The organism is Roseburia lenta, assembly GCF_014287435.1.
GTDB classification, from domain to species: Bacteria; Bacillota; Clostridia; order Lachnospirales; family Lachnospiraceae; genus Pararoseburia; species Pararoseburia lenta.
Genome location: NZ_JACOPG010000002.1, coordinates 360695 through 381811, shown reverse-complemented (window position 1 = coordinate 381811; position 21117 = coordinate 360695). Strand labels below are relative to the sequence as shown.

Here is a 21117-nt window from a genome sequence, read left to right as displayed (position 1 = left end):
GATGTCGTTTATATTTTGCACACGGAGGTGTAAGGATGAAAGTAGAATCAATGCAACAGGTAAACAGCAGTTACCAGAGTCAGGGAAGTGCTAATGTGGCTGCGCAGGCTGTACCGGCAAAGAGTGGTACAGCGTCTACCAATGACATGAGCATGCAGCAAAAGGCAAAGGATGCTGTTACGATCACGGAAGATGGTGTCAAGACAGGAAATGTTCGGGAAGACGGACAGGCGAGCAACGAACAGATCCGTCAGGCTGTAGATACGATCAATAAGAATGCACACAATGAGGAGGCTGTCTTTGGCATCCATGAGGCAACCAACCGTGTGACGATCAAGATTGTGGACAAGGAGACAAAGGAAGTCATCAAGGAATTTCCACCGGAAAAGACATTGGATATGATCGCCAAGGTCTGGGAAATGGCGGGGATCATGGTAGACGAGAGAAGATAGGAGGCAGCATATGACAATTCGTATGTCAGGTATGGTATCAGGTATGGATACAGAATCATTAGTATCCGCTATGGTATCTACTTATGTATCAAAGAAAGAAAAATATCAGAAAGCCCAGACCAAGTTGTCCTACAAGCAGGATGCATGGAAGGCTTTGAATACCAAAGTATATAGTTTATATTCATCTATCAGTAGTCTGCGTTTTTCATCTGCTTACAACATGAAAAAGACGACAGTTTCAGATGCAACAAAGGCAACGATCACAGCGGGCAGCAATGCCATCAATGGTACACAGAGTCTGCAGATCAGGCAGTTGGCAAGATCCGGTTATATCACAGGGGCCAAACTTGCCAAAGGCACGACTGAGGATACGACACTGGCTTCTTTGGGCTATACCGGTGCAGATACGACAATCTCTGTCAAGACAGCATCCGGCACCAAGGATATCACGATTGGTAAGGACAGCAAGATCTCTGATGTTGTCAAAGCCATGAATGATGCAGGTGTTAAGGCTAGTTTTGATGCGACCAACTCCAGAATGTTTGTCAGTTCCACAGAGACCGGTACAGCCAATGATTTTGCTCTGACGGCCGCAGATGGCAATGGACTCAAGGTCTTGTCATCCTTGGGAATCCTGGTGAAGTCCGATGCGACAGATGCTGCCTATAAGGCAAATGCTGCTTATGCACTTGGTACCATGGGCACCGATGCAGACGGCAATGTGGTTTCCTATTTTGAATTGGATGATGATGGCAATATCAAGTATGATTCTGACGGAAAGGCGATCGTGCGCGCAGGCGTTACTTACAGTGCTTCTGAGACTCAGAAGGCAATCCAGGAGATCATGGAAAAACTTGCCAATGCCTATGACAGCAACAGCAAGTTAGATGCAGAAAAGAAAGAACTGACTTCAAAGATTGATTATACCGAAGCAAAAAATGCGGTAAATGATGTTCTTGCAAAAGATAAAGGCTCGCGCCTGATTCAACTTTTAAAGACGGCAAATCAGGATAAGGTCTATGTCGGACCGGATGGGCAGACCTACACTGGACGGAGTGAGGTCAAGGACGACGATGGTAATGTAACCGGCTATCACTATTACAATACTAAGACTATCAAGGTCAATGGAACCTATCTGGATGTAGAAGATGAGGACAAGCCGTCTCTGGATGTATCTGCGGATGAGAAGATTGAACTGGCATCCGAAGAGATCAATACCCTTGCAGAGAAGTTGGGTTTGATCACGAAAAAAACTGAGACCGCGGAAGATGGCACAGAGACCGAAAAGACAGATTCTACAGCTTTAAATACCTTGAAATCACAGTTGAAGACGGTAATGGCTGTGGATGATAATGCCATCTATACCGACGAGGATAAGGCGGCATATTATCTGAGCGATGATCAGATGACAGAGGCAAAGGCAAGACTGGAAGAGATCGCGCTGGCAACCAAGACCAACGATGCTACCATTGCGGCTAACAGTTACTGGGATGTCAAGGATTATTCTGCGTACTATGAGAATGGGGTTTTAAGCAGTGATAAACTGGCAGATCTGGCAGCATCCATTACGGATAAGATCACAACGGCAAAAGAGATCGTGACCGGAGAGACAGCGTTTGCTTACAATGAAGGTGCGACCCGTGTAGATGCACAGGATGCGACCATCATCTTAAATGATGCGGAGTTTACGTCATCAACCAATAACTTTAATATCAATGGGCTGACGATCAAGGCGCTTGCAACGACTGCTGCGGGTGAGACACTCAGCATCAATACCGATACGGACACCCAGGGGCTTTATGACAAGATCAAGGATTTTCTGACTCAGTATAATGAGATCATCAATGAGATTACCAGTCTTTACAATGCAGATTCCGCTAAGGGTTACGATCCATTGACAGATGATGAAAAGTCTTCTATGAGCGATTCCGAGATCGAAAAGTGGGAGACCAAGATCAAGGATGCCATCCTGCGAAAGGATTCCACGCTGGGAACCATTCAGAATGCTATGACGAGTGCCATGATGCAGTCTTATACAGTTAATGGTAAGTCCTATTCTCTGGCAAGTTTTGGTATCTCTACCTTGGGATATCTGAATGCTTCCAAGAATGAGAACTATGCATATCATATCGATGGGGATTCTGAGGATACTGCTACCTCCGGCAAGACCGACAAACTCATGACGGCACTGGAAAACGATCCGGATTCTGTTATTGACTTTATGAAGCAGTTGACTTCCGGTCTGTATACAGCACTGGATAAGCAGATGAAGGGTACCAATTTAAGAAGTACCTATACCATCTACAATGACAAGCAGATGGCTTCTGAGTATAGCAACTACACCACCTTGATCAAGCAGTGGGAAGAAAAGATCCAGGATTATGAAGATCGTTACTATAACCAGTTTTCAAAGATGGAGTCCTCTCTTGCAAAACTGCAGAGTTCGACATCATCCTTGTCATCCTTGTTTGGAAATTCATAATTGAGTAGGAAGGGGAAAACCAATGGTACCTAATAATGGGTATAATGCGTATGCAAAGAATAAGATCATGACGGCTTCACCGGCAGAACTGACACTTATGCTCTATGAGGGGGCAATCAAGTTTTGCAATATTGCGGTCGTTGCGATCGAAAATAAAGATTATGCCAAGGCGAATACCAATATCCAGAAGGCAGAACGGATTATCGGTGAGTTTAAGGCAACCTTGAATCATAAATATGCAACGGCAAAAGATTTCGATGCTGTCTATGATTATCTTCTGGATCGCCTGATTCAGGCGAATATGAAAAAAGATCCGGAGATTTTAGAAGAGGTCTTAAAACATCTGCGCACGATGCGTGATACATGGAAAGAAGTCATGAAGATCACAAAGAACGGCACAGTGGTAGCATAAGAGGAGCAAGGATGGACGAGAAAAATTATATTCAGATTTTAGAAGACAGTCTGGAGTCTAAGATCGATCTTTTGCGCCGCTTGCAGGTGCTGTGTCAGGAACAGACAGAGATCTTAAAGGATCCCAATGCGTCGCCGGAGGCTTTTGAAGAGAATATCGAAGAAAAAGGAAAACTGATCGATCGGCTTTCGGCTCTGGATCAGGGCTTTGATGCTTTCTTTGCAAAGGTCAAGGATCAGTTGGAAAACAATCGGGATCAGTACCGTGATTCCATCGCTCACATGCAGGAGATGATCCGGGAGATCACACAGCGCAGTTCCAACCTACAGGTCTTGGAGAAGCAGAACTCTGAATTGGCAAAGGCAAAGTTCAGCCAGATCCGCACCCAGACCAAGGAGATCCGTCAGAGCCGTAAGGTTGTCAATTCTTATTACCAGAATATGATGAAGATGAATACGGTTGATCCGCAGTTTATGGATCGGAAAAAATAAAAAATTTCCATTTAGGTATTAAGTATTGGAAAATGTCTCCGATATAGAAAGTACAAGGGCAAGAAACACTTGCTCGTGAGGAAGCCGGAGCGTGTACGGCGAAGGTGGAATCACTGATTATTAATCACATCTGTCATGGAAGACAGATTATATTCAAGGAGGAATGAATTATGGTAGTACAACACAACATGCAGGCAGCTAACGCTAGCCGAGTTCTTAACATTACAGCTGGACAGCAGGCAAAGAGCACAGAGAAGTTATCTTCTGGTTACAGAATTAACCGTGCAGCAGATGATGCAGCTGGTCTTTCAATTTCTGAAAAGATGCGTAAGCAGATCAGAGGTCTTGACAGAGCTTCTACAAATGCACAGGATGGTGTATCTGCAGTACAGACAGCTGAAGGTGCTTTAACAGAAGTACATTCAATGCTTCAGAGAATGAATGAATTGGCAGTTCAGGCAGTTAACGGAACAAACTCTACAAAAGATATCAAGGCTATCAATGATGAAGTTCAGCAGTTGAAGAAGGAAATCGGTCGTATCGGTTCTACAACAGACTTCAATGGCAAGTTCATGTTAAAGGGATCTGCAGTAGAAATTTTCGTTGGTTATACAGCAGCTTCAGCTAACACAATTAAGATTTCTGGAGTTAAGTTAGCTACGATTGCTAATTTAGTAGGATCTATTAAGGATACAACAACAGCAAAGAATCAGTTAGCTAAGATTGCATCTGCAATCGAGCAGGTTTCAACTGCAAGATCTACATTTGGTGCTTTACAGAACAGACTTGAGCATACAATCGACAACTTGGATAACGTTGTTGAAAATGTAACAGCAGCAGAATCACGTATTCGTGATACAGATATGGCTGATGAGATGGTTAAGTACTCTAAGAATAATATTCTTCAGCAGGCTGGCCAGTCAATGCTTGCTCAGGCAAATCAGTCAACACAGGGTGTATTATCACTTCTTCAGTAATTGAAGTTACGAAGAAATTTTTGAAAAAGTATTCGTACACAATACTTCCGGGAGTCATGGGAGACCATGGCTCCCTTTTTAAAATAAATATTTGATGAAATGATATTGTAGGTAACAGTATGGAAAAGATGGATAAAACAAACTCAAAAGTAGAAAGACTTGAAAAAAAAATATCAGCATTTTGGAAAGAAGAGAATTACATCGAAATTTGTAATCTAGCAGAGGAAACGCTGGATGAAGTACAGGCATCGTATAGAACTTATGGAGAAAACCAGAAATTCTATGCGGCAAAAATTTGCGCTTATGTTATGGTATCTGCAATTATGATTAGCGAAGGTACTGTAATTGATATTATAGAAAGTAAGAAAAATGAGAGTTGTGTGACGTGTATTTTTGAAAACGAAGAAATTTGTCAATGGACATTACAAGCGTTACAAATTTTGAATATAGATTATGTGCGCTGTGCGTATATTAAGAGAATTGTTCCCGATAGATATGCAGAACAATTTGATTTTGATAAATTTGATTTTGAATCAACCGATTACGATGAAATAAATTTACTGACGCAGGAGATAGAAGAAAGAAAGAATGCAGAGTGGAATGTATTCTTAGAAAGATGTCAAGAAGTTGGAATGCTTGATTTAAAATCTGTTGTCCTTGATTTTCCAAAAGAATTTTTTGAAGGGGAAACAAGAAATGGATTTTATATTGAGCCACTTATGAAGCACGCGTGGGCTGCGAATATAGAAGTACTGCATAAAGTAGATATTTTATGTCAGGCATTGTATATCCCATATTTTGTGGATTGGGGCACATTGCTTGGAACGATACGTCATAAGGGATATATTCCCTGGGATGATGATATTGATATAGGGGTGCTACGAGAAGATTATGATAAGTTGAAGTATGCTATTCAATACTGCCAAAATGAATTGGAGTTCTATGATGTGTATGAGGAGGCTGACTGGGGAGCACATGCGTCAAAAATAGTCAATTCGCTCACCATTTTGACAGACCGTTTTGATTTGAAGCGTTATCATGGATTTCCATTTCCGTCCAGCGTGGATGTTTTTGTTATAGATGCTGTTCCTAGAGATAAAAAATTAGAAAAGGAGCAGTATGATGCATTGAAAGTGATTTCCGAAATTGTGCATTTACGTGAACAAATGAAATCATATGCTCCAGACGGCAATGAATATTATTATGCAAAGAAAAATGAAAAAAACCTTTTGGAAACAATTTGTGGAATGTGTCATGTTGATTTTTCGCAGGAAGAACCTACAAATCAAGAATTGTTCATTTTGAAAGATGAAATATTGAATTTGTATTCAAAGGAACAAGCAGATTTTTATACAGTGCCACATCGATTAGCGAATGGACAAGATTATTATATTCCAAAAGAGGTTTTTGAAGGCAGAATTCGTATGCCTTTTGAAAATATTGAAGTGTCGGTTCCTAGCGGCTATGAATTTATTTTGACAAAGAATTATGGAGATAATTATATGACACCAATCAATCGAGGAGGGGGTCATGGATATCCATTTTATGGAATCTTTATAGATAGTCTACAGGAAAAAAGACAGGACAAGACAAAAGAGGATACATTAAGATATATTGAACAGGTTGCCAGTGGTTATTACGACAATTTTTTGGCACAGGAGAATACACCGACATATGAGTATTGTGCTGATGATTTTTGTGCAGATATGGTAGATGGATGCATGGTTTCGGAGGAAACAAAGAGAAATCGTGCTGCTGAAATGGAGATTTTGACTGAAATTCAGCGCATTTGTGATAAGAAAAAGATCAAATACTTTGCCGTAGGAGATACCATTTTGGGAGCTGTTCACAAAGCAGGGTATTTAGCACAGGCAGAAGGTATTCATCTTGGTATGCTTCGAAAAGATTATGTGGAATTTATGAACTGTTTAGGGCAGGAATTGGATACTTGGTTTACTTTTCAAAGTATTTATATGAATGAGCAATATACAGATATTCGATCATTGATTACGACCGACGCGTATCTGGTGGCGGATACTAATTATATGGAACGTTTCCATGGCTGTAGGGAAATTGTAGGAATTGATCTTACACCAGTGGACATGGTAGATCCAGATGAGATCATGGATCAGACGCGATTAGATATTATAAATGCTATGTTGCGTACAATGGCTATTGTGCCATGCATGCCACCTTATGATGAAGATACACTATCGTTAGTAGATGAATGGACGAAGCAGCTAAATATTGAAATAAGCAAGGATGGAAATTTGCAAAGAAATTTTGCTCGCGCAATTGATACTGTGGCATCCGGTTATAATGAGCAGGGAGAGAAAGTAAGAATTACTTCAGATTTGCAAATAGGAAAAAATACTGTTTATACAAGAGAATGGTTTGATGATACAATAGAATTGCCATTTGAAAAAGGTACAATTGCTGTTCCAAAGGGATATCTTGAGATAATAGGAGAATAGGGATGCTTAATCCGAAAGAAAAATTTTTTGAAGGTGAAAAACGAGAAGGTTTTTTCATTGATTCGCGCATGAAGCGATATTGGGCATCGCAAATAGAGGTGCTTGAAGAAATCAAGAGGATTTGCGAAAAATATAAAATTAAATATTTTGCTGAATGGGGTACGCTTTTGGGAGCAGTACGTCATAAAGGTATTATTCCGTGGGATGATGATATCGATATAGGAATGTTGCGTGACGATTGGAATCGTTTCGCACAAATCGCTCCACAGGAGTTGGATGCGTGGTTTGAGATGAAAAATATTTATAATGATACAGAGCAGGATAATTGTATTATGCGTGTCATTAATAGCCGCCATATGAATTTTGATACGGAATTTTTGGAACGATTTCATATGTGTCCGTTTTCTACAGGAATTGATATTTTCCCAATTGATTATATTCCAAGAGATCCCAAAAAGGATGAGGAGTTAGTGCATTTAATACATACACTGATGGTTACAGCAGCAACGGTATCAGAAGAACCACCATATACTGCAGACGATAAAGAAATTGTGGAAATGTGGGAAAAAGCACTGGGAATAAAGATTGACTGGAATAATAGATTACACCATGAAATTAAAAAAATGGTGGATATGGCAATGCAGCAATGTGCACCGGAAGAGGCAGACGAAGTATGCTCTATGATGCGACGTCAAAATGGACAGGACTATCATGTGCCAAAAGAATATTATGATGAATGGATTGACATGCCGTTTGAGTATACGACAATACCTGTACCAAAAAATTTTGATTATATTTTGAAATTAAAATATGGAGAAGATTACATGACACCAAAACAAATACGAGGTGGGCATGATTATCCGAACTATAAGGAACAGGAATTGGCGTTAAAGGTAGTAATGGAACAGACTTTTCAAACGCAGATATCTTATGAACAGATGCAAAGTTTAATAGATATGAAGGTGTTTGGGGAAACAAAATAGCAAGCAATGCATGGATGCATTGATAATATCATGGAGGAGCATATGAAAAAAGTTATAACGTATGGAACCTATGATTTGTTTCATGAGGGGCATTACAAACTGTTGCAACGAGCAAAAGCATTAGGAGATTATTTGATTGTAGGAGTGACTACAGAGCACTTTGATGAGGCTAGAGGTAAGGTTAATGTAGTGGATTCTCTTTTGGAGCGCGTAGAAAACGTGCGCAAAACAGGATTTGCTGATGAAATTATCGTTGAGGACCATGAAGGACAAAAAATAGAAGATATCCAAAAATATGGGGTAGATATTTTTACGGTTGGTTCTGATTGGGAAGGTCACTTTGATTATTTGAAAGCGTATTGTGAAGTGGTTTATTTGGAGCGTACGAAGAATGTATCCTCTACCATGATACGAAAAGAAAAATTTCCGATTGTAAGAATGGGTATTGTTGGAACAGGACGTATTGCCCCTCGTTTTATGTCGGAATCGAAGTACGTTAGTGGTATTGAAGTGGAATGTGCGTATAATCCTGAAATGGTAAGTGCAATTCAATTTGAAAATGAAGAAAATATACCAGTATATACAGAAAAATATGCTGATTTTTTACAGCATGTGGACGCCGTGTATATTGCATCTCCAAATGAAACGCATTATCAGTATGCAAGAGAAGCATTATTGAATGGTAAACATGTTTTGAGTGAGAAACCACTAGCATTTACATATAATGAAACCTTTGAATTATATGAACTTGCAAAGAAAATGCATGTTGTTTTGATGGAAGGAATCAAAACAGCGTATTGTCCAGGATTTCAGCAACTTATGAATGTGGCAAAAAGCGGGAAAATAGGGAATATACGAGACGTGGAAGCATGTTTTTCCCGGCTTGCAAATCCAGTATCAAGAGAACGCACCGATGCAAGATATGGTGGAGCGTTTCTGGAGTTTGCTGGATACACACTACTACCTATTTTTAAATTATATGGAACAGACTATTCGGAAGTGACCATTGACAGTATTTGCGATGAGAACGGAGTGGATATTTATACAAAGATACAATTGCGTTATCCGAATGGCATGGCAACAGCTAAGATGGGGGTAGGTGTCAAATCAGAAGGAAGCCTTGTTATTGCTGGAACAGAAGGCTATATTCTAGCACCATCACCATGGTGGTTGACGCATAAATTTGATGTTCGATATGAAGATCCAAATGTAATTGAACATTTTGAACCAAACTTTCAAGGGGATGGTTTGCGATATGAAATTAGCGAATTTATAGGAAAAATCAATGGTACTGGTCGAAGAGATTATAAATTGACGGAAGAAGAATCTGTTACAATGTCACGTATTGTTGAAAAATTTATGATGGAACGAAAAAAAAATAAAGCCTTGGAGTAGGATGAATGATAAGGTTAGGAATTATTGGGACAGGAAGAATTGCAAAACGATTTGTATATGATGCATGGCAAGGGTTGGATGTAGAGATTGTAGGTGTATACAATCCACATATGGAAAGTGCAGAAAAATTCTGTGCAGAAAATCATGTGAAGGCTGCATATTCTGATTGGAATCTATTTATACATGCAATAGAAGCTGTATATGTCGCATCTCCATTAGGGACGCATGCAGAATATGCCAAAAAGGCACTGGAAGCGGGTATCCATGTGTTGTGCGAAAAACCAATGGTAGTATCAGGCGCTCAAGCAGAGGAACTTTTTGCATTGGCGGATGAACAGCAATGTGTTCTAATGGAAGGAATCAAGACAGCATATAGCCCGGGATATAAGAAATTAAGGGAGTTGTTAGAGGAAAAGCCTATTGGTGAGATTAGGGATGTCGAAGCGTGTTTTACTAAATTAGTAAAACCGGGCTTGAGAGAGTGGACGCATCTGGAGGATTGCGGCAGCATGACCGAATTGGGAAGTTATGGCTGCTTTGCTGTCCTAAGTATTTTGGGAGAAGATTATGTGGAATCACATCACGTGTCTCTTCGAAATGAAAATGGAGTAGACATTTTTACCAAAGTGTTCTTTTCCTACCATTCTTATGCCACGGGATTAGTGAAATCGGGTATTGGCGTGAAATCAGAAGGTGAGTTATTGATTTCTGGAACAAAAGGATACATTTTGGTGAAGGCGCCATGGTGGATGCCAAAATGCATAGAAGTCCATTTTGAAGATGCTAATAAAACGCAAAAATATACGTGCGAATATGTGGGGAATGGACTGCAATATGAATTAGAGCATTTCGTAAAGAGAATAAAAGGTACGCAGATGGCATCAGGAGTTACGAAAGAACAAAGTATAAAGATTGCATATATTATGGAAGAATTCTTGCGGCAAGAAAAGGATTACAGAATAGTAAGAAAATGATTTAGGTATGGTGAGAAAGATGGGATTTGAATATACGCAGGAAATCATCAGAAAAATGCAGATGGTTGAATTGGATATGCTCAAGGAATTGGATCGCATATGTAGAGAAAACAATATAACGTATGTGTTAGATGCAGGAACATTACTTGGCGCATATCGTCATAAGGGATTTATTCCGTGGGATGATGATGTCGATGTCAGAATGTTAAGAAGTGAATATGAGCGATTTTGTGAAGTATGTAAAACGCAGTTGAATACAAAAAAGTATTTTCTGCAAAATCATAAAACAGATGCAGGATATCGATGGGGATATGCGAGAATGCTTCGAAATGGTACAAACTTTCAGAGAGCAGGACAGGATATGCTTACCATGCGAAGAGGTATTTTTATTGATATTTTTCCGGTGGATGATTTGCCTGAAAAAAAGATCTCAAAGGATATCTATAATGCAAAATGCTGGATTGCAAGAAAAATGTTGTATTCAGAGGTGGCACTTGGAAATTATAAACCAGGAATGAATAAGTTTGGTTTTTGGATTTTGAATTTATTCCCAAAAGAAAAAGCTTTTAAAATATTTGAAAAATTAAGTAAAAAGTATAATGACAAAGGTTTCAGTAAGGTAAGAATCCAAGGGTGGGGAGATCCGGTTGATACCGCTGGATTTAAAAAAGAGTGGTTTATTGATACAGATAAAATATGGTTCGAAGATGCGTGGTTTACATGCCCTAAGGATACAGAAGGATTCTTGGAACATTCTTTTGGTAAGGATTATATGACACTACCACCAGAAGAAAGTAGAAAACCAAGACATACAGCAACAAGTATTTCGTTTCCAGAGGAATAAGGAGCATTAATTATGAGAGAGAAAAAGGATATGTTAAATTTTACAGTTGGTCCAGTGATGGCTTCTGACGAAATATGTAGAATAGGTGCAGAACAAGTACCTTATTTTAGAACGGATGAATTTTCAAAGATAATGAAAGAAAATGAAACTCTTGTAAAAAAATTTTCTGGAGCGGAAGAAGCTGGTAGAGTGGTGTTTCTTACTGGTTCAGGAACAGCGGCTATGGAGGCGGCAGTTATAAATACGCTGACAAAAGATGATAAGGTTCTTGTTGTTAATGGTGGTGGTTTTGGACAACGCTTTGTGGATTTGTGTGAAATACATAAGATACCGTATACGGAGATTAGACTAGAAAAAGGTAAAAAACTTACAGAACAGGATTTATATGTGCATAATCATAAAGATTTTACAGCATTTGTGGTGAACGTACATGAAACATCAACAGGTGTTTATTATGATATGAACATTATTAGTGAGTTTTGTAAAAACAATGATTTGTTTCTTATTGTGGATGCAATCAGTTCATTTTTGGCAGATCCGTTCGATATGAAAGCATTGGGCGTAGATGTGATGATTGCAGGTTCACAGAAAGCGTTAGCATGTCCTCCGGGAGTATCTTTTGTTGTTTTATCGGATAAAGCATTAAGAAGAATAGATAGCAATGAACCGAGTTGTTTATATCTTAACTTAAAAGTTGCATTAAAGGATGGAGAAAGAGGTCAAACACCATTTACGCCTGCGGTGGGGATTTTAAGACAAATAAATGCAAGATTGAGGGAAATAGAAAAGAATGGTGGAGTAGAACATGAAATATCAAAAATACAGTTACTAGCAAAAAACTTTAGAGAAAGAATTTTGGAATTGCCATTTGTGTTTTTCTCTGAATCCATGTCAAATGCAATGACGGCATTACATCCGACAACGGCATCTGCTTATGATATTTTTATTACATTAAAGGATGAATATAATATATGGATCTGTCCAAATGGTGGAGAATTAAAGGATTGTGTCTGTCGCGTTGGTCATATCGGAAATTTGACATTAGAGGATAATGATAGGTTAATTGACGCATTAAAGGATATGCGAGGACGAGGTATAATATAGTTAAAACGCAAATTGTCCAACGAAAAGATATAGGAGAAAGATAGTGCTATACGATAACTGTGGTAAATACATTGAAGAGATAATTAACAAAGATGCAGAGAATAGGAAATTATTACATAGGACAATTATCATAGATGGAATGGATAGTATGTCAGAAACAGTAGTGTTTCTTTTGAAAGAAAATAATATAGAGAATATTGTCTTGGTCGATGATGAAAAAAGGGGTGAAGTATGGAACGACATACAAGTTCAGGGAGTAAAAGAAGTACTAGAAACGATTGATGAACCCCAAAATTATTGCATTATAGTAACAGATTATCAAAAAGGAAGTAATATTATAAATGATATCGAAACTTCATTTCCAAATCTAAAGGAATGTATATGGGATTTGAGCTATATTACGATGAACAAATTACCAAATATATATGCGGAGGAAGATTATGGCAGGCAAATTGAATTGAGAAGATGTCAGGAAATACAGTTGGAAGTATTGCAATTTTTCACAAGTTTTTGCGAAGAGAATCATTTGCGCTATTTTTTGGATTATGGAACGCTTTTAGGCGCTGTACGTCATAAGGGATTTATTCCGTGGGATGATGATATCGATATAGCTATGCCGGTGGATGATTATTTACGGTTAGGAAAAATTTTCCCTAAGGATGCAGATTTCTTTTGGGATAGTATGTTTAACGAAGGTGTCCAGGACTATACGATAAGTACATTATCTAAAATTAAATCGAAAAAAATGTTGACAGAATTCAGGTCGTTTCCTATAAGAACGATGACTGGGATTGGAATAGATATTTTTCCACTGTGTGGATATCCGAAAGATTATGATGACCAGATGCGCTATATGGATGAATTTGGTTATTGGACGCGATGCTGGAAAGAAAAAATAGTAATCCCGTATGGAACCGAGAAGTATTCCAAGAAAGAACATATGAATATGTTTCAAAAAATGAATGAGATTATGCTGCGATATCCATATGATGAGTCTGAGTATATAGGGGTAGGATATTTTGGTTATGATAAACCAAAGGCTACAGATGATACACGTGTAATGTTAAAAAAATGGTATGATGAATATATATTGTGCGATTTTGAGACTATGAAGTGTAGAGTTCCAATAGGGTATCATGAAGTGTTGCGCAAATGGTATGGAGATTATACTGTGTTGCCGCCAAGAGAACAGCAGAAACCACACGGAATATTTAAGGTTTATATGAATGAAAACAAAAATATCAATAGAGTTTGGAACTGACAAAGCAGAAGGTAGGGCAAGGGACGTATGATAAGGTTTGCTCAGAAAAAAGATTTAAAAGAAATTGCAGAAATACATTTGCACAATCGAAAAGTGGCATATCAAGGAATCATGAATGAATGCTATTTAAATGGATTGACGCAAGAATCTGTTTATGAACAGTGGATTATATATTATAGGAAAGCGGATAGAAAAATACTTGTATATGATTTGGACGGAAAGGTTGTGGGATTTGCAGGTGTTAAGTTCTTTGAGGGGAAAATGAATTGCGGATTGCTAGACTATTTTCATACAAAAGAGGGGTATCGAAACAGGGGCATAGGGAGTGCGTTATGGACAGCCGCATGTTCATTGTTGCTTTCTGAAGGGATACAGAACATGGAAATATTTTGTGTTGAAGGAAATGATAGTGCGAAGAAATATTATAAAAAAAGAGGGGCAACATTTAATGGTTTCAAGATAAGAACATATACGTCAACAGAAACGATATCAAATAGATATATTGTAAACAATATTGATAAGGTATGTCCTGAGAAAGAAAGACAAAAATATAGTTTAAATAATAATTATGATTTGCTTTTGAAATGCATAGAAAAAGATTTCGTTTTATTTGGAGCAGGTGGATATGCGGAAGAATTTTTTGGACAATTTGGAGGAGTTTATAAGCCAAAAATGATTTTTGAAAACAATGAAAGACTGCATCACTTGCGAATCAATGGGATAGAAATAGTTGCTCCAAGATTGACGGATTACAATGTTGTTTTCGCAAGTCCGTATACGGCTGACATAGAAGAACAATTACAAGAGATGGGATATCAACAGATTGAATTTTTCTGCCCGTGGCATCAATATTTGCCGTTATAAAACGTTATTTTAGAATTTTAAGGAGAAAAAGGAAAAATGAAGCAAGTATTATATGCGTGTAGAGATTCGAAGAATTCAGTTCGAGGATTAAATTTTTTATTGTCAAACGAGAATATTGAATTGAGAGGATGTTTAATACCAGATAGATGTGAAAACGTTAGAGAAATTTGCGAAAAAAATGATATTAACATCTATGATGACAAAACGCGGGATAAAATAAATGAAGATTTTGAAGAATCATCTATCGACTTGCTGATTTCTTTTTCTTATCCTAAAAAAATAGACGACTATATTTTGGGAAAAACAAAATGTGCAATAAATTATCATCCTGCGCCACTCCCTGAATACAAAGGAAATGCATGTGCTTGTCATGGACTTTATAATGGAGAAACCTATTGGGGAGGTACTTTTCATATTATGACAAGTGAATTTGATAGGGGACCAATTATTGAAAAGAGATATTTTGAAATCACACCGGATTTACAATACGGAATATTGCTTAGTAATGCAACGTGGGATTTGGGATATGAAATGTTGAAACATTTGGTAAATGAGTATGTGAAAATTGGAAGTTTGACATCTGTAGAGCAACAGCAAACGGGAAAATTTTATAAAAGAAAAGATTTGAATAGAGCTAGAAAAATTTATGAAACAGATTCGCCAGAGGAAATCGAAAGAAAAATAAAAGCTTTTTGGTTTCCACCATATGAAGGCGCTTATATAGAAAAAGATGGAGAACACTTTAGTGTTATAACAAATGAAATGCTCATGGAAATTGCAGAAAAAATGAATAACAATAAATAACTGAAAATCATGGAGACAAGAAAATATGATATATGATAATTGCGAAAAATACATAAAAGAAGTTGCGATGGAAGAAATTGCAACATGTGATTTACGTAATAAAAAAATAATTGTGAATGGGTTTGATGTATTATCAAAAACTTTTATCTATTTCTTTTTGCGGGAAGGAATTCAAAACATTGAAATATTTGATGACCGAAGAATAGGAGAAATCTGGTGTGGATTAAAAATTAGGTCAGAAAAAGAAATCGGTGCGTATATTGCGGATGCAGGTGAACAATATATTTTGATTACTCCATTACGAGATTACCAACAGAGAGTGGATTCGTTGTTAAATATAGATGCAGGGTTAAAAAATGATATACATGTGTTTAATAATATTACAATGAATACGATGCCTAATAATTTGGTGCTACCAGGAGGTGCGAGGGAGATTTCATTAAGAGAAGCACAATTGTTGCAGTTGAAGATATTAAAGTGGTTTCATGAATTCTGTGAAGAGCATAATTTAAGATATTATCTTCATTTTGGTACTCTCATAGGTGCTGTACGACATAAAGGATTTATACCTTGGGATGAAGATATTGATATTACCATGCCTGCCCCAGATTATATTAAACTTGGAAAATTGTTTCCAAAAGAATGTGAATTCCTCTGGAACAGTGTATTTAATGAACAGCTTGAGGACCTTCCAATAAGCACGCTGTCAAAAATAGAAAATGAAGATATTTTTACGGAATACCGATTTTTTCCAATGCGTGCATGGACTGGGATGGGTATAGATATTTTCCCATTATGTGGATATCCGAAAGAGGCGAAAGAACAGGTCACCTTTAGACAGGAGTTTATGTATTGGGAAAATGTATGGAGCGAACAGGTGGTGCTTCCGTATGGAACAGATAGATATTCTTTAAAAACACACAAGAAATTATTTGAAAAAATGAATGAAATGCTTATGCGATATGATTATGATGCATCAGAAAACATTGGTATTGGTTATTTTGGCCGATTTTATCCACAACCTAGGGATGGTTCCGTGGTTATGCCCAAAAAATGGTATGAACAGAGTGTTTTAATGGAATTTGAGGGTGAGAAGTATCGAATACCAATAGGGTATGATGAAGTGCTAAAAAAATGGTATGGCAATTATATGCAATTGCCACCAGTGGAGGATAGAGTGTCAAAAGGGCATTCTCCAATTTATTCACATCACTAGATGCTGTAATAGAGGAGATTGAGAAAATCAATAAAGTGCATGGAAATTCGTGAGGTAAAAGATGAGCGTAGAAATGATGAATGTAAATTTGAATATGGAAAGAGGATGGCCTTGCAAAGAACAATTAAATTTGTCCTTGCCTATGCTAGATCTAGTAAGATCAGATACTGTCTTAGAATACGAAACTGATTATAGGGGCTATGCGGGAACCGGTGGAATTACCCCATTAAAGAACATTTTTTCTGAGATACTAGATGTTTCCAATGAACAAATTTATTTGGGATCAACCATGAGCACTACAATTATGTATGATGTGGTGGCCAAGGCTATGTTTTTGGGACTTGATGGAGAAAAACCTTGGAAAGAATCTGGAAATGTAAAATTCATATGTCCATCACCTGGATACGAGAAGCATTTTAAAATATGTGAAACATTTGGAATTGAGATGATTCCAGTAAAAATGAACGATGATGGTCCGGATATGGATATCGTAGAGGAACTAGTGAAAAATGATACTTGTATAAAGGGTATGTGGTGCGTGCCATTGTATTCAAATCCAACCGGTGCAATCTATTCGGATGAAGTTGTTCATAGGATTGCAAGTATGGAAGCCACAAGTGATTTTCGAGTTTTTTGGGATAATGCATATATGGTGCATCATTTAACTGACGAGGAAGTTACGATAAGTAATATATTAAAAGACACTTCGGTTCATCCGAACAGGGTATTTGAGTTTTTCTCAACATCCAAAATTACTTTTCCGGGAGGTGGAGTAGCAGGATGCGCATCTAGTATAGAGAATATTAAGTGGCTTGAGAAAACATCGTTGCTACAATTGAAAACTGGAGACAAAATAAACCAGTTGAGACACGCCTTGTTTTTGAAAAATAAACAGGGTGTATTGGAACATATGGCAAAACATAGGACGATTATAAAACCTAAGTTTGATTTGATAGATGATATGTTAACAAATCGAATTGGATATAATGATAATGTAAAATGGAATAATCCAAAAGGAGGTTATTTTATCAATCTAGAATTTGCATCAGGTGGTGCAAAAAGTGTGTATGAGTATTGTAAAGAAAGAGGCCTTAGAATAACGCCAGCAGGGTCTACGTTTCCATATGGGATTGATCCGGAGGATAAGTTTTTGCGCTTGGCACCGACATACTTGTCGTTGGATGAATTAGAAGTTGCTAGCGCTATTTTATGTGAAGCGATTGTAAATGAGCTTGGATTGGAATAGAGAGGTAAAGAATGAGAAAAACAGCAATAATTTTGGCAGCTGGATTGGGAAGCAGATTAAAACCACTGACAGAAACAGAACACAAATGCATGACAAAGGTTGGTGGTATGCCAATTATACAGAGAACTTTAGAAAATCTGGAAAGTTTTGATGTCAAAGAAGTGATAATTGTTGTCGGATATTTGCATGAAAAATTGATGCAGCAAATCAAAGATATGAAGGTTGGGATGGATATACAATTTGTCGTTAATCCGGACTATAAAAATAGCAACACGATACTATCATTAAATTATGGATTGGAAAGTATAAACAGAGAATTTGATTTCCTATATGTCATAGAAGGTGATGTCGTTTTCGAAAAAAAAGTTTTACAGAGGGCAGACGAATCAAGATATAAAAATGTGTCAATATTGGAACCGTATAACGAGAATTTAGAAGGAACATTTGTGACTCTGGGCAAGGATGCAAGGATAATTGATTGGAGGCATAAGAGCGATCAAGAAGATGGATATGTGCTTACGGATAAATATAAGACCGTTAATATCCATAAGTTTAGTGCGGCGTTTGTAAGAAATAGTTTGATGCCGGAAGTGGAAACATATATAGAAAAAAATGGGGTTATGCAACCAATGGAAAAAGTTATGAGAAGTATAGTGACGATGGGAAATACCCCTATATATGGAGAAGTCCTTCGGGGTGAGAAATGGTATGAAGTAGATGATGTGAATGATTTAAAAAAAGCAGAAGAAATTATGGGAAAAATGTGATAGTAGGAGAGAATGCTATGGTGATAGATAAAAAATATTGTATGAGCTCTTTTTTGACATTTAGATATATTGTGGATGAAGAAAAAGTATTTTCAGAGAATTTAAAACATAAAAATATTACATTATATGATGAGGATGAAAAGTTGGCATGTGATTCGGCAGAAGAGATAGATAATGCTATAAAATCACAGCTGTCTGCTATTGATTTATCGGATGCGGGAATTTTGCTTAGCGGAGGTATGGATTCAGCGATACTTGCGTCATACATGCCGAAAGGGACGAAAGCATATACTGCAAAATGCTCTGCACCAAACGCTGTAGATGAGACAGCTCGTGCGAAAAAATATTGCGAAATATATGGACTTGAACACATTGTCGTTGATGTGGGGTGGGATGACTATATAGCTTGTATGGATGAATTGATGCTAAATGATGGTTGCCCTGTATTTGCGAATGAGCCCCAAGTATATGCATTAGTGAAGAGAATGCAACAGGATGGCATTAAAAAGATAATTTATGGTGATAATGCAGATATGGCATTTGGCGGAATGGATCGATTACTCTCTCGGGATTGGACATATGAGGAATGGAAAGAAAGATATACATTTGTACAGCCGCAAAAAGTATTAAAAGAATATGAAGATATGGATGCTGTGTATAGAAGATACCAGGTGGGTGATTATGTAGACTATATAAAGTTTTTAAATGAAGTATTTGCAAGTTCGTCCTCTGCAGCATATATTAATAGTTTTGAATATGCGAATATAAAATATTTTGACCCATATGCAAAATTAAAGATGGGAAAACCATTAGATTTGGAAAGAGTGCGCAATGGAGAGAGTAAGTATTTGATAAGAGCACTTTTTAAAGAGAAGTATCCACAGTTAGAAATTCCGGAAAAAATTGCTATGGCTCGTGCAACGGATTATTGGCTAAGGGATTGGGGTGGACCAAAACGCAGTGAATTTAAGGAAAATTGTATTGAGGGAATGACAGGAGAACAGAAATTCTTGATATATAGTCTAGAACGTTTTTTGAATCTGATAGATAACCACGATGGAGATAGTATGCGATGAAAAAAGTATATACATGTTTTTGCGTAGAAGTAATACATGAAGGACATCTTAATATTATAAACGAAGCTGCTAAATTAGGGGAGGTCACAGTGGGCGTTCTATGTGACGCTGAAATGATCCGATACAATCTATTTCCTATCAAATCGTTGGAAGAAAGAATGGAAATGATTAGTAAAGTTCCTAATGTAAAAAGAGTGATCGTGCAAAAATCCATTATGTATGATGATATATTTGAACAAGAGCGACCGGATATTGTTGTTCATGGAGATGATTGGAGAAAAGAACCCAAAAACTCTATTAGGGAAAACGTGCTTGAGAATATAGAAAAATATGGTGGAGAATTAGTAGAAATACCATATACATACAATGATAGGGTTGCTAAGATTGACAGACAAATTCAACAAAAATTGGCGATGCCAGAATTTAGAAGAGCGCGATTAAAGAAATTGTTGCATTTGGTTCCTGTTGTAAAAACCATAGAGGCACACAGTGGATTAACAGGTCTTATTGCAGAAAAAACGATTGTGGCATCTGAGCAAGGATTAGATCAATTTGATGCAATGTGGGTATCGAGTTTGTGCGATTCAACAGAAAAAGGAAAACCTGATATAGAGGTTGTTGATATAACATCTAGATTGCGTACAATAAATGATATTATGGAGGTGACAACAAAACCAATTATTTTTGATGGTGACACAGGTGGTTTGATTGACCATTTTGTATATACTGTTAGATCACTGGAACGAATGGGTGTATCTGCCATAATTATTGAAGATAAAATAGGTTTGAAGAGAAATTCACTGTTTGGGACTGAAGTGGAACAGGAACAAGATACAATAGAGCATTTTTGCGAAAAAATAAGAGCTGGAAAAAAAGTTCAACTAACATCTGATTTTATGATAATTGCAAGAGTGGAAAGTCTGATACTTGAAAAAGGGATGGAGGATGCGCTGAACAGAGCGAAGGCGTATGTAGAAGCCGGTGCAGATGGTATCATGATTCATAGTAGAAAGAAAGATCCTACAGAGATTCTTGAATTTTGCACGAAGTTTAGAGAGATATATAAGGACATTCCGTTAGTTGTAGTCCCTACATCGTATAACAGTGTAACGGAAAAAGAACTTGGCGAATATGGTGTAAATGTTGTTATTTACGCAAATCAACTAATTAGAAGTGCATTTCCAGCAATGCAGCAGACAGCAATAGACATATTGAAAAACCATAGAGCGTTAGAGGTGGATGAGCGAATTATGCCAATCAAAGAAGTAATATCGCTGATTGATACATTATAGGGC

General features: G+C 37.4%; 19 protein-coding genes. All 19 read left to right on the top strand.

Annotation, left to right across the window (positions count from 1 at the left end; translation table 11 throughout):
- The first annotated feature begins 35 nt into the window (after positions 1 to 35).
- The 19 genes from H8R94_RS05845 (at position 36) to aepX (ending at position 21114) form a co-directional block, all read left to right on the top strand.
- Positions 36 to 452 carry a flagellar protein FlaG gene (locus H8R94_RS05845; RefSeq protein WP_118280388.1) on the top strand — a complete coding sequence of 139 codons (417 nt, stop codon included), beginning with the start codon at positions 36 to 38 and terminating at the stop codon, positions 450 to 452.
- A 10-nt stretch (positions 453 to 462) separates the two neighbouring features.
- Positions 463 to 2934 (top strand): flagellar filament capping protein FliD, encoded by a 2472-nt coding sequence (gene fliD, locus H8R94_RS05840; RefSeq protein WP_186854138.1) that lies wholly within the window; start codon positions 463 to 465, stop codon positions 2932 to 2934.
- Positions 2935 to 2956: 22 nt separating this feature from the next.
- The gene (gene fliS / locus H8R94_RS05835) at positions 2957 to 3346 is read left to right on the top strand and encodes a flagellar export chaperone FliS (protein ID WP_118280386.1); all 390 of its coding nucleotides are present in this window, start codon (positions 2957 to 2959) and stop codon (positions 3344 to 3346) included.
- 11 nt (positions 3347 to 3357) lie between these two features.
- Positions 3358 to 3837, top strand: a complete 480-nt coding sequence (flgN, locus tag H8R94_RS05830; RefSeq protein ID WP_186854137.1) for a flagellar export chaperone FlgN — start codon at positions 3358 to 3360, stop codon at positions 3835 to 3837.
- A 170-nt stretch (positions 3838 to 4007) separates the two neighbouring features.
- Complete coding sequence (locus H8R94_RS05825; protein ID WP_186854136.1) at positions 4008 to 4814, top strand: flagellin N-terminal helical domain-containing protein; 807 nt, start codon at positions 4008 to 4010, stop codon at positions 4812 to 4814.
- A gap of 119 nt (positions 4815 to 4933) precedes the next feature.
- A complete protein-coding gene (locus tag H8R94_RS05820; RefSeq protein WP_186854135.1) occupies positions 4934 to 7288 on the top strand; it encodes a LicD family protein in 2355 nt (784 codons plus the stop codon).
- 2 nt (positions 7289 to 7290) lie between these two features.
- Positions 7291 to 8271 (top strand): LicD family protein, encoded by a 981-nt coding sequence (locus H8R94_RS05815; RefSeq protein WP_118280382.1) that lies wholly within the window; start codon positions 7291 to 7293, stop codon positions 8269 to 8271.
- Between the two features lie 42 nt (positions 8272 to 8313).
- Complete coding sequence (locus H8R94_RS05810) at positions 8314 to 9666, top strand: Gfo/Idh/MocA family oxidoreductase (RefSeq protein ID WP_118280381.1); 1353 nt, start codon at positions 8314 to 8316, stop codon at positions 9664 to 9666.
- 5 nt (positions 9667 to 9671) lie between these two features.
- A complete protein-coding gene (locus H8R94_RS05805; RefSeq protein WP_186854134.1) occupies positions 9672 to 10640 on the top strand; it encodes a Gfo/Idh/MocA family protein in 969 nt (322 codons plus the stop codon).
- 19 nt (positions 10641 to 10659) lie between these two features.
- The gene (locus H8R94_RS05800; protein ID WP_186854133.1) at positions 10660 to 11484 is read left to right on the top strand and encodes a LicD family protein; all 825 of its coding nucleotides are present in this window, start codon (positions 10660 to 10662) and stop codon (positions 11482 to 11484) included.
- A gap of 30 nt (positions 11485 to 11514) precedes the next feature.
- Complete coding sequence (locus H8R94_RS05795; RefSeq protein WP_118280695.1) at positions 11515 to 12588, top strand: pyridoxal-phosphate-dependent aminotransferase family protein; 1074 nt, start codon at positions 11515 to 11517, stop codon at positions 12586 to 12588.
- A 43-nt stretch (positions 12589 to 12631) separates the two neighbouring features.
- Complete coding sequence (locus H8R94_RS05790; RefSeq protein ID WP_186854132.1) at positions 12632 to 13849, top strand: LicD family protein; 1218 nt, start codon at positions 12632 to 12634, stop codon at positions 13847 to 13849.
- A gap of 27 nt (positions 13850 to 13876) precedes the next feature.
- Positions 13877 to 14713, top strand: coding sequence for a GNAT family N-acetyltransferase (locus tag H8R94_RS05785; protein ID WP_186854131.1), 837 nt, complete (start codon positions 13877 to 13879; stop codon positions 14711 to 14713).
- 36 nt (positions 14714 to 14749) lie between these two features.
- Positions 14750 to 15517 (top strand): formyltransferase family protein, encoded by a 768-nt coding sequence (locus H8R94_RS05780; protein ID WP_186854130.1) that lies wholly within the window; start codon positions 14750 to 14752, stop codon positions 15515 to 15517.
- Between the two features lie 25 nt (positions 15518 to 15542).
- A complete protein-coding gene (locus tag H8R94_RS05775) occupies positions 15543 to 16733 on the top strand; it encodes a LicD family protein (RefSeq protein ID WP_118280375.1) in 1191 nt (396 codons plus the stop codon).
- A gap of 61 nt (positions 16734 to 16794) precedes the next feature.
- Entirely contained in the window at positions 16795 to 17979 is a 1185-nt protein-coding gene (locus H8R94_RS05770; RefSeq protein WP_186854129.1) for an aminotransferase class I/II-fold pyridoxal phosphate-dependent enzyme, read from the top strand.
- An 11-nt stretch (positions 17980 to 17990) separates the two neighbouring features.
- Positions 17991 to 18746 carry a phosphocholine cytidylyltransferase family protein gene (locus H8R94_RS05765; protein ID WP_118280373.1) on the top strand — a complete coding sequence of 252 codons (756 nt, stop codon included), beginning with the start codon at positions 17991 to 17993 and terminating at the stop codon, positions 18744 to 18746.
- A 17-nt stretch (positions 18747 to 18763) separates the two neighbouring features.
- On the top strand, positions 18764 to 19822 hold the full coding sequence (locus H8R94_RS05760) for an asparagine synthase-related protein (RefSeq protein ID WP_186854128.1): 1059 nt from the start codon (positions 18764 to 18766) through the stop codon (positions 19820 to 19822).
- Positions 19819 to 21114 (top strand): phosphoenolpyruvate mutase, encoded by a 1296-nt coding sequence (gene aepX / locus H8R94_RS05755; protein WP_186854127.1) that lies wholly within the window; start codon positions 19819 to 19821, stop codon positions 21112 to 21114. Before H8R94_RS05760 ends, aepX begins: the two co-directional genes overlap by 4 nt.
- The last annotated feature ends 3 nt before the right edge of the window (positions 21115 to 21117 follow it).

What these genes read in the sequence shown, in the direction of transcription:
- H8R94_RS05775 (WP_118280375.1), top strand. Translation starts at nt 15,543, where the DNA reads ATGATATATGATAATTGCGAAAAATACATAAAAGAAGTTGCGATGGAA.
- H8R94_RS05770 (WP_186854129.1), top strand. Translation starts at nt 16,795, where the DNA reads ATGAGCGTAGAAATGATGAATGTAAATTTGAATATGGAAAGAGGATGG.
- fliS (WP_118280386.1), top strand. Translation starts at nt 2,957, where the DNA reads ATGGTACCTAATAATGGGTATAATGCGTATGCAAAGAATAAGATCATG.
- H8R94_RS05820 (WP_186854135.1), top strand. Translation starts at nt 4,934, where the DNA reads ATGGAAAAGATGGATAAAACAAACTCAAAAGTAGAAAGACTTGAAAAA.
- flgN (WP_186854137.1), top strand. Translation starts at nt 3,358, where the DNA reads ATGGACGAGAAAAATTATATTCAGATTTTAGAAGACAGTCTGGAGTCT.
- H8R94_RS05780 (WP_186854130.1), top strand. Translation starts at nt 14,750, where the DNA reads ATGAAGCAAGTATTATATGCGTGTAGAGATTCGAAGAATTCAGTTCGA.
- H8R94_RS05800 (WP_186854133.1), top strand. Translation starts at nt 10,660, where the DNA reads ATGGGATTTGAATATACGCAGGAAATCATCAGAAAAATGCAGATGGTT.
- H8R94_RS05810 (WP_118280381.1), top strand. Translation starts at nt 8,314, where the DNA reads ATGAAAAAAGTTATAACGTATGGAACCTATGATTTGTTTCATGAGGGG.
- aepX (WP_186854127.1), top strand. Translation starts at nt 19,819, where the DNA reads ATGAAAAAAGTATATACATGTTTTTGCGTAGAAGTAATACATGAAGGA.
- H8R94_RS05765 (WP_118280373.1), top strand. Translation starts at nt 17,991, where the DNA reads ATGAGAAAAACAGCAATAATTTTGGCAGCTGGATTGGGAAGCAGATTA.
- H8R94_RS05815 (WP_118280382.1), top strand. Translation starts at nt 7,291, where the DNA reads ATGCTTAATCCGAAAGAAAAATTTTTTGAAGGTGAAAAACGAGAAGGT.
- H8R94_RS05805 (WP_186854134.1), top strand. Translation starts at nt 9,672, where the DNA reads ATGATAAGGTTAGGAATTATTGGGACAGGAAGAATTGCAAAACGATTT.
- H8R94_RS05785 (WP_186854131.1), top strand. Translation starts at nt 13,877, where the DNA reads ATGATAAGGTTTGCTCAGAAAAAAGATTTAAAAGAAATTGCAGAAATA.
- H8R94_RS05825 (WP_186854136.1), top strand. Translation starts at nt 4,008, where the DNA reads ATGGTAGTACAACACAACATGCAGGCAGCTAACGCTAGCCGAGTTCTT.
- H8R94_RS05795 (WP_118280695.1), top strand. Translation starts at nt 11,515, where the DNA reads ATGTTAAATTTTACAGTTGGTCCAGTGATGGCTTCTGACGAAATATGT.
- H8R94_RS05760 (WP_186854128.1), top strand. Translation starts at nt 18,764, where the DNA reads ATGGTGATAGATAAAAAATATTGTATGAGCTCTTTTTTGACATTTAGA.
- fliD (WP_186854138.1), top strand. Translation starts at nt 463, where the DNA reads ATGACAATTCGTATGTCAGGTATGGTATCAGGTATGGATACAGAATCA.
- H8R94_RS05845 (WP_118280388.1), top strand. Translation starts at nt 36, where the DNA reads ATGAAAGTAGAATCAATGCAACAGGTAAACAGCAGTTACCAGAGTCAG.